This window comes from Mycolicibacterium helvum (assembly GCF_010731895.1).
GTDB classification, from domain to species: domain Bacteria; phylum Actinomycetota; class Actinomycetes; order Mycobacteriales; family Mycobacteriaceae; genus Mycobacterium; species Mycobacterium helvum.
Map to the genome: position 1 here is coordinate 5,861,375 of NZ_AP022596.1, position 13,288 is coordinate 5,874,662.

The 13,288-nt window shown below is 67.2% G+C and carries 12 protein-coding genes; 2 read left to right on the forward strand and 10 right to left on the reverse strand.

Annotated features, from left to right (window positions below; translation table 11 throughout):
* The first annotated feature begins 72 nt into the window (after window positions 1-72).
* Both G6N38_RS27605 and G6N38_RS27610 read left to right on the forward strand, forming a co-directional pair.
* Window positions 73-1,101 (forward strand): oxygenase MpaB family protein, encoded by a 1,029-nt coding sequence (locus G6N38_RS27605; protein WP_163751283.1) that lies wholly within the window; start codon window positions 73-75, stop codon window positions 1,099-1,101.
* A gap of 12 nt (window positions 1,102-1,113) precedes the next feature.
* Window positions 1,114-2,352: an acyl-CoA dehydrogenase family protein gene (locus tag G6N38_RS27610; RefSeq protein WP_163751284.1), complete on the forward strand. Its 1,239-nt coding sequence runs from the start codon at window positions 1,114-1,116 to the stop codon at window positions 2,350-2,352.
* Here G6N38_RS27610 and G6N38_RS27615 read toward each other — a convergent pair.
* From G6N38_RS27615 to G6N38_RS27660, 10 genes are all read right to left on the reverse strand, one after another.
* Window positions 2,342-2,704: a hypothetical protein gene (locus G6N38_RS27615; RefSeq protein WP_163751285.1), complete on the reverse strand. Its 363-nt coding sequence runs from the start codon at window positions 2,702-2,704 to the stop codon at window positions 2,342-2,344. The genes G6N38_RS27610 and G6N38_RS27615 overlap by 11 nt on opposite strands.
* Before the next feature lie 61 nt (window positions 2,705-2,765).
* Window positions 2,766-3,767: an FAD binding domain-containing protein gene (locus G6N38_RS27620; RefSeq protein WP_163751286.1), complete on the reverse strand. Its 1,002-nt coding sequence runs from the start codon at window positions 3,765-3,767 to the stop codon at window positions 2,766-2,768.
* Window positions 3,764-4,309, reverse strand: a complete 546-nt coding sequence (locus G6N38_RS27625; RefSeq protein ID WP_163751287.1) for a (2Fe-2S)-binding protein — start codon at window positions 4,307-4,309, stop codon at window positions 3,764-3,766. Before G6N38_RS27625 ends, G6N38_RS27620 begins: the two co-directional genes overlap by 4 nt.
* Window positions 4,309-6,582, reverse strand: a complete 2,274-nt coding sequence (locus tag G6N38_RS27630; RefSeq protein ID WP_163751288.1) for a xanthine dehydrogenase family protein molybdopterin-binding subunit — start codon at window positions 6,580-6,582, stop codon at window positions 4,309-4,311. Before G6N38_RS27630 ends, G6N38_RS27625 begins: the two co-directional genes overlap by 1 nt.
* The gene (locus G6N38_RS27635) at window positions 6,579-7,667 is read right to left on the reverse strand and encodes an NADH:flavin oxidoreductase/NADH oxidase (RefSeq protein WP_163751289.1); all 1,089 of its coding nucleotides are present in this window, start codon (window positions 7,665-7,667) and stop codon (window positions 6,579-6,581) included. The genes G6N38_RS27630 and G6N38_RS27635 overlap by 4 nt, the downstream gene beginning before the upstream one ends.
* The gene (locus G6N38_RS27640) at window positions 7,664-8,671 is read right to left on the reverse strand and encodes an amidohydrolase family protein (protein WP_163751290.1); all 1,008 of its coding nucleotides are present in this window, start codon (window positions 8,669-8,671) and stop codon (window positions 7,664-7,666) included. Before G6N38_RS27640 ends, G6N38_RS27635 begins: the two co-directional genes overlap by 4 nt.
* Window positions 8,668-9,132: a cupin domain-containing protein gene (locus tag G6N38_RS27645; RefSeq protein ID WP_163751291.1), complete on the reverse strand. Its 465-nt coding sequence runs from the start codon at window positions 9,130-9,132 to the stop codon at window positions 8,668-8,670. The genes G6N38_RS27640 and G6N38_RS27645 overlap by 4 nt, the downstream gene beginning before the upstream one ends.
* A 37-nt stretch (window positions 9,133-9,169) precedes the next feature.
* The gene (locus G6N38_RS27650; protein ID WP_163751292.1) at window positions 9,170-10,360 is read right to left on the reverse strand and encodes an FAD binding domain-containing protein; all 1,191 of its coding nucleotides are present in this window, start codon (window positions 10,358-10,360) and stop codon (window positions 9,170-9,172) included.
* Window positions 10,357-11,739, reverse strand: a complete 1,383-nt coding sequence (locus tag G6N38_RS27655) for an MFS transporter (protein WP_163751293.1) — start codon at window positions 11,737-11,739, stop codon at window positions 10,357-10,359. Before G6N38_RS27655 ends, G6N38_RS27650 begins: the two co-directional genes overlap by 4 nt.
* A gap of 39 nt (window positions 11,740-11,778) precedes the next feature.
* Complete coding sequence (locus tag G6N38_RS27660; RefSeq protein WP_163751294.1) at window positions 11,779-13,245, reverse strand: aldehyde dehydrogenase; 1,467 nt, start codon at window positions 13,243-13,245, stop codon at window positions 11,779-11,781.
* Window positions 13,246-13,288 lie beyond the last annotated feature (43 nt).

Consider the following 13,288-nt stretch of genomic DNA (forward strand, 5'->3'; position numbering starts at 1 on the left):
CTACGCCAAACGTGTGGTCACAGCTTCGTCGCCGACATGGACAACGGGTGTTGTCAGACCTATCGTGATCCGATGAGGTCAACGACGACCGCTCACCCCGCCACACCGACCCCGCTCGGGCCGGACTCGCTGACCTGGAAATACTTCGGCGACCTGCGCACCGGGATGCTCGGGGTGTGGATCGGGTCGCTGCAGAACATGTATCCGCAGCTGGGCGCCGGAGTGCAAGATCATTCGATCCTGCTGCGTGAACCACTCCAGCGGGTCGCGCGCTCGGTCTACCCGATCATGGGCGTGGTCTATGACGGCGAGCGCGCCCGGCAAACCGGTGAGCAGATCAAGGGATTCCACAAAGGGATCAAGGGCGTGGACAGCGCGGGACGGCGCTATCACGCGCTCGATCCTGAGACGTTCTACTGGGCGCACGCCACCTTCTTCATGCTGATCCTGAAGGTGGCCGAGTACTTCTGCGGCGGGCTGACCGAGGCCGAGAAGCGCCAGCTCTTCGACGAGCACGTGCAGTGGTACGCCATGTACGGGATGAGCATGAAGCCGGTGCCCGACACGTGGGAGGAATTCTGCGAGTACTGGGAGCGAGTGTGTCGCGACGAGCTGGAGATCAACAAGGCGACGCTGGAGATCTTCGACATCCGGATCCCGAAGCCCAAGTTCGTGCTGATGCCGACGCCGGTGTGGGACCAGTTGTTCAAGCCGATGGTGGCCGGGCAACGCTGGATAGCTGCCGGCCTGTTCGATCCAGCGGTGCGCGAGCGGGCCGGGATGCGCTGGACCCCCGGTGACGAGGTCGCGCTGCGGCTATTCGGCAAGGCCGTCGAGTTGGCGTTCTGGGCGGTACCCGACGAGATCCGGCTGCACCCGCGGGCGTTGTCGGCCTATCGACGGGCCGCCGGGCAGATCCCGGCCGACGCTCCACTGGTCGAGGCACCCGGTTTCACGGCACCCCCTAAAGACCGCCGTGGCATGCCCATGCACTATGTCCCTCGACACAAGAGCCTCGTCGCCCGTGCGGGGTCGCTGGTCCACACAACGTTCTCACTTGCCGGTTTGCGGCCCGCCCGAGGACGTACCGCCGCCGCCTGAACCGGAGAATCCATGATCGAATGGTCCGACGTCGATATTGCCGTGCGCGACGCAGTCCGCGAGTTCGTCGACAAAGAGGTGCGCCCGTATATCGACGATCTCGAGAGCGGCGATATGGAGCCCTACCCCATCGTCCGGAAGCTGTTCTCCACCTTCGGCATTGACGAGATGGCCAGGGAGTCGCTGTCCAAGCGGCTGGATCGGATGCGGGCCGGCACGGAGAAGAAGTCCAGCGGTGGCGGCGGCATGTTCGGCGACGGTGGTTCGGCCGGAATGGGTTTCGTTCTGATCAGTGAGCTGTGCCGGGTGAGCATGGGGCTGGTCACCGGGATGGGTGTGAGCCTGGGGCTGACGGTACCCACCATCCAGAGCCGCGGCACGCTGGCCCAGCAGGAGCGCTGGCTGCCCGAACTGGTGACGTACGAGAAGATCGGCGCGTGGGCGATCACCGAGCCGGATTCGGGTTCGGATGCGTTCGGCGGCATGAAGTCCTATGTCGTCCGGGACGGAGACGACTACATCCTCAACGGGCAGAAAACGTTCATCACCAACGGGCCCGACGCCGACGTCGTCGTGGTGTACGCCAAGTTGGACGAGGGTGATCCCTCGATCGACAAGCGCGACCGCAAGGTCCTGACGTTCGTGCTGGATCGCGGGATGGAAGGCTTCGTTCAGGCCAAGCCGTTCCGCAAGATGGGAATTCACAGTTCGCGCACCGGCGAGCTGTTCTTCAACAACGTCCGCCTGGGCCGGGATCGGCTACTGGGCGAGACTGAGAACAACTCCTCCGGCGACGGCCGGGACAGCGCCAGATCGAGTTTCGCCGCGGAGCGCATCGGTGTGGTGTCGATGGCGCTCGGGGTGATCGAGGAATGCTTGCGGCTGTGTACGGATTACGCCAAGACACGCACGTTGTGGGGCAAGGAGATCGGGCAGTTCCAGTTGATCCAGCTCAAGCTGGCCAACATGGAGGTGGCCCGGATGAATGTGCGCAACATGCTGTTCCGGGTGATCGAATGCGGGCAGACGGGTACACCGATCTCGCTGTCCGAGGCGTCGGCGATGAAGTACTACTGCTCGCAGGCGGCGACCGACGTGGCCATGGAGGCGATCCAACTGTTCGGCGGTAACGGGTATATGACCGAGTACCGAGTGGAACAGCTTGCCCGAGATGCCAAGTCGTTGATGATCTACGCCGGCAGCAACGAGGTGCAGATCACGCATGTGGCCAAGGGGCTGCTCAGCGGCTGAGCTCTCGGGTGAGGATCTCACCCGGCCCACAGGGTTGATGCCCGCCTTCGAGCGACAACTCGCGAGCTACTGCCCGTAGTGCGGCGACACGCTGACTAATCCGGTGCTCGGTGCCGCGAGGGATACCGAGCGTCGCCGCATATCGCCCGCGGCCTCGGCGGCGGACTCGGTCCCTGCCGATCTCCCATCGGAGGGCATCCGAAATCGTTTTGGACGGCCGACCCGCCACCGCGAACCCCCAGCCGTCGATCGCCGTGACGAGGCCGGCAACGGTTGTCGGGCCGTTGAGTTGCAGGTAGCGGGTCAATACGTAGCGGAGTTCGGTTCCCCGCAAGACCAGCGAGTTACTCATACCGACAACGTCGCACAACCCACTGACACGGCATTTTGTCGCTGAGAGGCGGGCACCAACCCTAGTTGTCCCCAGAGCCGCTGGCGGCCAGAGCACGCGCCAGTGCACGGTGTACCGCCGCGCGCCCGAGCTGGACCTTGAAGGCGTTCTGACTCAGGGGGCGAGCTTCCGCCATCGCCCGCTGTGCCGCCGAGCGCAACACCGAGTCGTTGGGTCGGCTGCCGATCAGAACCCGCTCTGCAGCCGACACCCGCCACGGTTTGGCTGCCACCCCGCCCAGGGCCACCGACGCTGACGCGATCACGTCGTCGACTACCTCGATTCCCACCGCCGCGGACACCAATGCGAAGGCGTAGCTGTGCCGATCGCGCAGCTTGAGGTACCACGAGTGCGCCGCAAACGGTGACTGTGGCAGCTCGACAGCGATGATGAGCTCCGCTGGTTTCAGGCAGTTTTCGAGATGCGGAGTGTCGCCGGGCAGGGCGAAGAACTCGGCAATCGGGATTGATCGCGGCCCGTCGGGGCCCTGGAGGTGGACGACCGCGTCGAGAATCGTCAGGGCCACCGCCATGTCGGACGGGTTGGTGGCCACACAGTGCTCGCTGGCGCCGAAGAGCGCGTGCTCGCGGTTGAACCCGTCACGTGCAGCGCATCCCGAACCGGGCACGCGTTTGTTGCAATGGTCGAATTCGGTCTGCATGAAGTAGGGGCACCGGGTCCGCTGCATGAGGTTGCCACCGACGGTGGCCATGTTGCGCAGCTGGGTGGTGGCACCGCTGAGGATCGCCTGCGAAAGCACCGGGTACTGGGCGCGGATCAGCGGATGGTTGGCCAGCGCGCTGTTGGTAACACCCGCACCGATGTGTACACCCCCCGAGGCGGTGGTGGTCACCGCCGTGAGGCCGAGGCGGCCGATGTCGACCAGCGCAGGCGGTTGGGCGACACCGTTTTTCATCAGGTCGACGAGGTTGGTACCACCGGCCAGGTAGGCGCCGCCGGTGTCGGCGACTGATCGGATGGCGTCGTCCACCGAACCCGCGTGCTGGAAGGCGAACGTCTTCACCGTGCCGTCGTCTTCCCCGCCGCGGCGATCGCATCCACCATGTTGGAGTACGCACCGCACCGGCAGACGTTGCCGGCCATCCGTTCCCGGATCTCGGCTTCGGTCAGCGCTGGGCAGCCGTCGCGCAGAGCGTGACGGTCACCGTCGAACGACGCAGCGGACAGGTCGCCGCGAGAGTGCTCGCGCAGCATCGCATGCGCAGACGAGATCTGACCCGGCGTGCAGTAGCCGCATTGAAAAGCATCGTGCTCCAGAAACGCTTCCTGTACGGGGTCGAGATCGTCACCGGCAGCGAGCCCCTCGATGGTCGTCACCGCTGCGCCGTCGATCGACACGGCCAAGGTCAGGCAGCTGAGGATCCGTTCGCCGTCAAGGGCAACGGTGCATGCTCCGCACAACCCGTGATCGCAGCCTTTCTTGGTGCCTGTCAACCCGATTCGTTCGCGCAGGAGGTCCAGCAGCGTGGTCCGGACGTCGACGCTCATCCGGTGAGGCGATCCGTTGATCCGCAACTCGATGCGGTGTTCGGGATGCGTGTCCATCAGTCCTCCGGGTTCATCAGCTGCTCGACGGTGATCGGCAGGTCTCGCAGCCTGCGGCCGGTGGCGTGGAAGACCGCATTGGCGACTGCGGCGGCGACACCGCACGCGCCGATCTCGCCGATCCCCCGAGCACCGATCGGGTCCAGGTCGAAGTCGGGCACGTCGATGAAGGAGATGTCGAAATCGGGACGGTCGGCATGGGTGGGGACGTAGTACTCACCGATCATTTGCGCGGTGCGTGTGTCGTAGGGCACCTGCTCCAGCAGCGCCATGCCGACACCGAAAGTGATGCCGCCCATCACCTGATTGCGGGCCAGGTCCGGGTTGAGCACCCGCCCGCAGTCGATGACAGCCACCCAGCGGGTCACTGTCGCCCGGCCGATTTCCTCGTCGACTTCGACTTCGCAGAAATGCGCACCGAACGACTGGGATGCGGTGCCGCGCGCCTGACCGCCGTCGACCGACAGGGTGAAGGTCAAGTCGTCCAGATAGCGCTGTCCTCCCCCGCGAATCAACTCGGCGACGGTCGCGCGGCGATCCGCGCTCACCACCTCGCCGCCGGTGACACCGAGTTCGTCGCGCGCGCAACCGTAGAAGGGTGTCGCCGGGTCGGCGCCGACCAGGGCGATCAATCGTCGTCGCCACTCCGACGCGGTGGCCAAGACCGCCGATCCCACCGTCGCAGTGGTTTGCGACGCTCCGCTGTAGGGCGCGTCGGGGAAGGAGGAATCACCGGAGTCGAAGGTGACCTGCGCCAGCGCCAAGCCGGTGGCATCGGCGGCGACCTGGCTCATGACGGTACGGACACCGGTGCCGACTTCGTGTGTGGCCGAAGCGAATCGGGCCGAACCGTCGGCGGCAGTGGTCACGCTGCACGACGCCGGCATCCGCCTGCCCGGATAGGTTGCGGTGGCCATCCCCCAGCCGATCTGCACCCCTCGATCTGACAGCGACCGCGGTGCCGCGGGCCTTTTCGCCCACCCGAACCGCTGCGCCCCGAGCGCGTAGCAGTCCAGCAGATGCTTGCCCGACCACGGTAGGCCGCTGGCCTGGTCGACGTCGGCATGGTTGCGGATACGCAGCTCCAACGGATCCACGCCCACTTCAACCGCCAATTCGTCGATCGCGGATTCCAGGGCGAACAGACCCGGCGCCTCCCCCGGCCCGCGCATGAAACACGGCGTGGCGGCGTTGATCCGCGCGACGCGGTGCGAGACCACCAGCCGCGGCGACTGGTAGAGCATCCGGGTGGACAGGCCGGCCGGCTCGCAGAAGTGCGCCACCGTCGACGTTTCGGTGACGGTATGGTGCTCGATGCTGGCCAGTGTCCCGTCGTGTTCCGCGATCAGCGTGAGGTCCTGCCGGGTGCGGGGGCGGTGCCCCGTGGAGGAGAACATCTGGCTGCGGCTGAGCACCAGTTTGACCGGGCGGCCGATCTCCCGCGCGGCGACCGCGGATAACACCACGTGCATCCACAGAAAGCTCTTGGAGCCGAAGGCGCCGCCGACCAAAGGCGAGATCACCCGGACGTTCGACTCGGGCAGGCCCAGATACGCGGCCAGCGCCGCTCGTTCGCCGGTGATCCACCGGGTGGTGTCATGGATGGTGAGCAGCTCGCCCGCCCATTCGGCGATGGTCGCCGACAGCTCGATGGGATAGTGCGCGTTCTGCGGTGTCGTGTACCTCGCGGCGACCCGGATGGGTAGCTCCGGTTCCTCGCGCGGGCCGCGATGGTCCTGCAACTTCTCTTCGTCCAGCTTCACGAAGTGGTCGGGGAAATAACTTCCGTGCCGGATCTGGTGGCCGCTGTCGTCGAGTGGTGGCGGCGCGGCCAGCACCGCGTCGACACTGAGCTGCGGCGGCAAGATCTCGTAACGCAGGTCGAACATCTCCGCGGCGCGGGTGGCGTTCTCTGCCGAATCCGCGACGACGAGCGCCATGTGTTGTCCGACGTGCTGGACCGTCAGGTCGGACAGCGGCGGCCGCCGCTCCATCGGCAGATCGAATGTCATGTCCACCGGAAGCGTCTGCAGTGGTGGGCAATTCAGCGGCGTCAGCACATGGACAACACCGGGAGCCGCGGCCGCACGGCGCGCACTGGTCCGCAGCGACTCGGTGGTCACCACCCCGTGTGGCACCTGCGATTGCACCACGGCCGCGTAGGCGAGGTCCCCGACGACGGTGTCCGCGGTGTACACGGCCCGACCCGTCACCTTGTCGCGGCCCTCCACCCGCGCCACCGGCTGCCCGACCTGCCGACCGCCATCGGTCATGGGAACGCCCTGGTGTACTGCGGCGGGGGCGCGAGCGGGACACCGAGGCTGCCGGCGGCATGGCGGGCCCACATCGGATCACGCAGCAGCGTACGGGCCAGGAACACCGCGTCGGCTTGTCCATCGGCGATGATCGCCGCCGCCTGCTCGGGATCGGTGATCATTCCGACTGCGGCCGTGGGAATTTGGGCCTTATCACGGATCGCCTCGGAGAACCGAACCTGATAGCCGGGTCCGACCGGGATCACCGCGTCGGGAACCAAGCCGCCGGTGGAGACGTCCAGCAGGTCGACGCCGAGCTCCTTGAGCCGGGCTGCCAGCACCACGGAATCGGCCAGCGTCCACCCCGGCCGGGGATCGTCGGTGTCACCGGCGAGCCAGTCGGTCGCCGAGGCACGGAAGAACAGTGGCAGCTCGTCGGGCCACTGCCGGCGAACCGCCGCCACCACCTCGAGTGCGAACCGCAGCCGATTCTCCAGGCTGCCGCCGTAGCGGTCGGTGCGGGTGTTGGACTGCGGGGACAGGAACTGGTGAATGAGATACCCGTGCGCGCCGTGCAATTCGAGCACCCGGAAACCCGCACCTGCCGCCCGCCGGGCTGCGTCGGCGAACGACCCGACGATCGATTCGATCTGGCTCAGCGCGAGCTCGGCCGGTGCGGGCAGCCGCCCGAACGAAATCGGGCTCGGGCCAACCGTGGGCCAGCTCTGGGGCTGTCGCGCTTCGTCGGGCCACGGCCGGCCGGTCGACCCCTTGCGCCCGGCATGGACGAGCTGAATCCCCGGCACCGCTCCCTGGCCGGAGATGAAGTCGGTGATACGCCGAAAGTTGTCGGCCTGAAGGTCATTCCACAGCCCGACGTCGTAGATGCTGCTACGCCCGACCGGATCGACCGCGGTCGCCTCCACCATGACCAGCGCCGCACCGCCCACCGCTCGCGAGCCGAGGTGCTGCACGTGCCAGTCAGTCGGCGAACCCATCTGCGGGCCGTCGGGAACCGCCGAGAACTGCATCATCGGCGACATCCAGACCCGGTGGGCGAAGGTGACCTCGCGCAGCGTCAGCGGTGCGAAAAGGCTGCTCACGATGCGGCTCGTGCCGCCGGCGGGTGGGCCGCCAACCCCAGGAACGTCTCCGCGGAGCGGCGCAACGAATCCGGTCCAGGCCCGTGCTCGGTGGCGAAACGGGCGGGTTCGGCTTCGGCCATGTCGAAGGGATAGTCGCTGCCGCAGAGGATCTTGTCGGTACCGGCAAGCTCGGCGAGCATCGCCAGTTGCGCGCTCCCGTGCGTGACGGTGTCGAAGTACAAGTCGCGGAACGACTCGGTGGGCCTGCGCGCCGCACGGGCGCTGACGTCTGTTCGCGCCGACCATGCGTGCGCCCAGCGGCCGACAAGGCCTGGCGCACAACCTCCACCGTGCACGAAGCAGATCCGCAGACCGGGCAGCTCGTCGATCAACCCGCTGAGCAGCAAAGTGGCGACCGCGGTTGTCGATTCGACCGGGTTGCCGATCAAGTTGGTCAGGTAGTAGTCCGACCATTCGGGGCGCGCCAGCTGCATGGGATGGACCAGCACCGCCAGGTTCAGCCGGGCCGCTTCGGCCAGGACGTGTCGAAGCGGATCGCTGTCAAGGGAGCCGCTGCCGACCAGCGGCGGAATCGCGACCCCGGCGATGCCCTCGATGTCGGCCAGCGCGCCGAGCTGACGGGTGACTTCGGCGCTGTCGCCGAGGGTGACCACCCCCATGCCCAATAGGCGCCCACCAGCACGCGCGACGACGTCACCCAGCGCGGCGTTGAAGTCATCGGCATATGTGGTGGCTCCGGGGCCGGGCACCAGCGGGAACGCGAACGGCGGCGCCGACAACACCCGCACGCCCACCCCCGCACGGTCCATGTCGGCAAGGGTCGCGCCCGAATCGCTCATCGCCTCGGTGGCGATGGACAGCGGCAGGTCACCGAGGTACAACTGGCCGCCGCGATCATGCATCGCCCCGTAGGGCGCGCCGGGAGGAAGACCGAACAAGGCCCGCGGCAGCCAGTGCGCATGGACGTCGACCACCCCGTCGACCAGTGGGGTCGTGATCACTGTGCACCTCGCTGTTCGGTCGTCGGATCGTTCAGGTCCAGGGGTGCGTTGACGCTGTCGACGTGTTCGACAGTGGTGAACACCAGATCATCCTCGCCGATGTTCTCGATATCGTGCAAAAGGAACTCGCCGGCGCCGAAGTGGAAATGGCGTGTCTCTCCGGCCTGGTACGAGACTTCGCGGGTGGTGCCGTCGTAGGTGTGCTGACGACTGCGCCCGGCGTTGACCGCGGTCCAGAAGTAGTCCAGTACATGCCGGTGAGCATGCCAGCGCTCGCCGGGGGCCAGCCTGATCTCCCAGACCCGGACCCGGTCGTTCTCGCTGAGCAGCCGCGATCCGACGTGGCCGTCGTAGGCGTGCTCGGCGAACTCGGCTTTGAGCCAGTCGGGCCAGGTCCCGAAGTCCGTCGCGACGAGGTCGCCGGCCAGCGGCAGGTCGGCGAGAAAACTGTTGTCGGTCATTGTGTTTCCGTTCTGTCGGGCTTATCTGTCAGTGGGCTTAGCGCCCGGGTCCGTATAGTCCGAAGCGCAGGTCGGGGTCGCCGGGACGCCAGGTGTTGTGGAATTGGGAGCGCTCCCCCATGTCCACGACACGACGCAGTAATGCGTCGCTGAGCTGAAGCTGGGCGGGTTCCCATTTGGTGAGCGCAGCGACGATGTCACCGCCGGAATCGCGCAGTGCCGCGGCCAGCGCCCAGCCGTCGGCGGCGGCCTTGGCTGTCCCGGCGGCGGCGTGCGGCCGGGATGCGCAGGCGGCATCGCCGATAAGGGCGACACGCCCCTGCGCCATCCGCGAGGACCTGACGTCGTAGAGGACTTGCAGATACGGATCCGCAGTTGCCAGCACCACTTCGGCGACCGCGGGCGCGAACAAGGCCGCGGCCGCGTCGCGCATCTCAGCGACGTAGCGGTCCTGAACCTGACCGGGGTGCACCGACACCGAACCGTGGAATCCCCGCTTGTCGATCGCCAGTTCGGTCAGCTCCGGGCCGGCCGGCACATTGCGGTACCAGACGTAATTCATCAGCCGGTGCGCCGGCCCCAAGCCTTCCTCACCGGGTATCGGGTACATGGTGATGTGCGAGTGCGGCACGACGTCGTAGGTGATCGCGTCCTGGAGCAGCTCGCGGGTCTGTGGGGTCAACGCCGACTGAGCCACCGTGCCGCGCCAGCCGACGTAGCCGGAGTAGCGCAGTTTGGCGTCGGGGTCGAAGCGTTCCCGCGCGGTCGAAGTGATGCCGTCGGCGAAGACCACCAAATCCGCTGATGCGGTGGCGCCGCTGACGAACCGCACCGTCGCCCGGTCGTCGTCCTGGCTGAAGCCACATGCGTATTCGCCGTAGTGGTAGTGGTCGGCGCCGAAGTCGGTGAGCAACGCCCGATAAAACGTCCCCCAGGACGTATAGGTCCAGGTCGCCTTCTCGCGGTGGACGACTTCGCCGTCGCGGTGCAGGTATTGGACGTACGAGGTCGAGGTGTGCAGGTCGGCCAGCTGCTGGCTGCTGCGCTCGGCGAACCAGCGCACCGTGTCCGGCTGCAACACGATCCCGCTGCCCCGCCCGTCCAGGGGTGTGGGGGTGCGTTCGTAGACCTCGACACGAAATCCGAGATCCCGCAACAGTAGTGCTGCAGTGAGCCCACCGATGGATCCGCCGACGACGACGGCCGTTGCGCTGGAGTACTCGTTCACGATTCGCTCTTTTCGGCGTGGTGGAGTGCGGGTTCGGCGACCGGGTCGGCCGGCATGGGCTCCCCCCGGGTCTCGGCGGCAAAGGCGAGCCCGACGATGGCGATGAGTCCCAGTGCGGCCACCCATGCGGTCGCCTGACCCAGGTCTCCGCCGAACCACCTGGTGGCGATAACGCCGGCGCTGAGCGGCCCGAGCGCGGTGACGTAGCGACCGACACTGTTGCAGACCGCCAGGGCGGTGGCCCGGACGCTGGGGGGGAACAGCTCCGGGGCGTAGATGAATGTGCCCGACAGCGCGCCAAAGAGGCCGAAGCCCAGAATCGGCATGGCAGAGAGGAATTCGGTGTAACTGCGGTCGAAGGGAAAGATCCACGCGATGCTGAGCGCCGACACGAGGAAGCTCATCAGGAAGGTCTTCCGACGACCGATCAGGTCGGCGATGAAGCCCCAGGAGGCGTAGCCCAGGACACCACCAGCATTGAAGAGCATCGCCGCGATCGCGACCCGGTGATCGGCCACGGCCGGCGACAGACCGGCGGCCGTCGTCAGCTGCCTGATGATCTGTGGGTACCAGGTGGATACGCTCCAGAAGGCGATCAGCGCGCCGGTGGCCAGGGCGGTGCATACCAGCATCGGTCGCCGGAATGGCGGGCTGAAGAGTCGCCACAGCACGAATCTGTCGTGGGATGTGCTGGTGCCCTGAGCTTTCCGCTGTCGCCGCGAATCCAGGTGGGCGCGGATCTCCGGCGGCTCCGGCACGAAGCGCCGGATGAACCACACCACGATGGCGGGCAGGCCGGCCAGCAGGAGCATGGCACGCCAGCCTTGGCTGCCCAGCAGCGCGTAAGCACCGGCAGCAGCGAAGAAGCCTGCGGCGTAGCCCGACATCATCACACCGCCGGCCCGCGCCCGGAACCGGTTGCGCCAGGTCTCGGCAATCAGGGCGGCCCCGACCGGGGCTTCCACCCCCGAGCCCAAGCCTGCGATGAAGCGCAGAATGCCCAGCTGCCACCAGTTGTCGACGAACGCCGCCGCGGCGCTGAACACTGCGTAGGTCAGGATCCCCGCCGACAGCACCTTGGTGCGGCCGAAATAGTCGGCCAGGATGCCGAACAGAATGCCGCCGGTCGCCCATCCGGCGAGGAACAGCGCCATCGTCAGGCCGCCGTAGACGCCGATCGAGGCGCGGGTGGCTTCCAGCCCACTGTTCGGCAGGAGCTCGGTCATGGCGGGACCGAGCACAAGGACATAGAGACTGCCTGCGAAGCCATCGAGCCCCCACCCCAAGGTGGTGCCGGCCAGCACCAGCCACTGGGTCCGGGTGATGTCCCGGCGCCAGCCGGTGCCCGCCCTGGCTCCGACTGCGGTGTCTATCGCCATTGAATTCCCCTCGCTGCGTTGTTGTTTGGCTGTGCTGGATCAGTTCAGCCGGTCGGATTGCCGGTCGCCGTACCAGTCGACCGAGTCGGCGGCGGTGCGCACCACGATGGTCTTGACCCAGGAGAAGTCGTCGAACGATTCGGTTCCGGCGTCCTTGCCCATACCGGATTCCTTGACCCCACCCCACGGCAACGAGGGCTCCAGCCGGTGGTGGTCGTTGACCCATACCATTCCGGCGACGATGTTGGAGGCGACCCGGTGCGCGCGGGCGACGTCGGTGGTCCATACACCTGCACCGAGCCCGTAGCGGTTGTCGTTGGCCATGCGCACGCCCTCGGCCTCGTCGTCGAACGGGATGACCACGGCGACCGGGCCGAAGATCTCCGTGCTCGCTACCGACATGGCCATGGTGGCTTCGGACAGCACAGTCGGTTCGAGGAAGAAGCCGGACTGAAGCGACGGCGCGAGGTCCGGGCACCCACCGCCGGCGGCGAGCCGCGCCCCCTCGGCGATGCCCGTCTCGATCAGCGCGCGAACCTTGTCGCGCTGGGTAGCACTGATCAGCGGCCCCATCTGCGTGGTGGGCAGGGTGGGATCGCCCAGCCGGATCGCGCGGGCGCGGGTTGCCAGCGCATCCACGAAGCGGTTGTAGATCCCGCGCTGGACCAGGAATCGCGAACCCGCGACGCAGGATTGGCCCGCGGCGACGAACGCGGCGAACGCCGCCCCCTCGGCGGCAATCGCCGGATCGACATCATCGAAGATCAGGATCGGGGTCTTGCCGCCGAGTTCAGCGGTCACCCGGGCGAACCGCGACGCCGTCGCGACCGCCGCGGAGCGACCCGCTTCGGTGCCGCCGGTAAGCGTGATCTTCGCGACGTCGGGATGCTCGGTGAGTCGTTGTCCGGCCGGCCGCCCGCCGGTCACGACGGAGAACACCCCGTCGGGAAGGCCGGCCTCGCTGAGGATGTCGGCCAGCGCGAGCGTGGTCAGCGGAGTGAGTTCCGACGGTTTGACCACCACTGTGTTGCCGTTGGCCAGCGCGGCGGACAGGCTGCGCGCCAGGATCAGCATCGGATGGTTGAACGGGGTGATGATGCCGCACACCCCGAGCGGAAGGCGCTGCTGGTAGGTCAGGTACGGCCCGTCGCCGGGGAGCACCGCGGTGCGCTGCGCGGCCAGTAGTCCGGCGTTGTAGCGGAACCACTCCGGAACCCGGGACAGCTGTGCCCTGGTCTCGGTGATCGGGCGACCGTTGTTCTGCGCCTCGAGCGTGTAGAGCCGCTCGTTGGCCGCCTCGATGGCATCTGCCAGGCGCAGCAGCAGCCGGCCCCGCTCGCTGCGCGCCATCTGCGGCCACGGCCCGCTGTCGAACGCCGCACGGGCTCGCGCCACTGCGGCGTCCACATCGGCGGCCGTCCCCTCGGCCACCGTGGCGATGACCTCGCCGGTCGACGGGTTGACGATGGGCCGAACGGTCGGTGTTTCGGCGCTGACGTAGCTCATGGATTATGAGTGTGGTCACACAACCTCACGCCATCAATGTTGT

Coding starts and splice junctions, on each gene's coding strand:
- G6N38_RS27605 (WP_163751283.1), top strand. CDS start 73: ATGAGGTCAACGACGACCGCTCACCCCGCCACACCGACCCCGCTCGGG.
- G6N38_RS27645 (WP_163751291.1), bottom strand. CDS start 9,132: ATGACCGACAACAGTTTTCTCGCCGACCTGCCGCTGGCCGGCGACCTC.
- G6N38_RS27610 (WP_163751284.1), top strand. CDS start 1,114: ATGATCGAATGGTCCGACGTCGATATTGCCGTGCGCGACGCAGTCCGC.
- G6N38_RS27630 (WP_163751288.1), bottom strand. CDS start 6,582: ATGACCGATGGCGGTCGGCAGGTCGGGCAGCCGGTGGCGCGGGTGGAG.
- G6N38_RS27655 (WP_163751293.1), bottom strand. CDS start 11,739: ATGGCGATAGACACCGCAGTCGGAGCCAGGGCGGGCACCGGCTGGCGC.
- G6N38_RS27615 (WP_163751285.1), bottom strand. CDS start 2,704: ATGAGTAACTCGCTGGTCTTGCGGGGAACCGAACTCCGCTACGTATTG.
- G6N38_RS27625 (WP_163751287.1), bottom strand. CDS start 4,309: ATGGACACGCATCCCGAACACCGCATCGAGTTGCGGATCAACGGATCG.
- G6N38_RS27660 (WP_163751294.1), bottom strand. CDS start 13,245: ATGAGCTACGTCAGCGCCGAAACACCGACCGTTCGGCCCATCGTCAAC.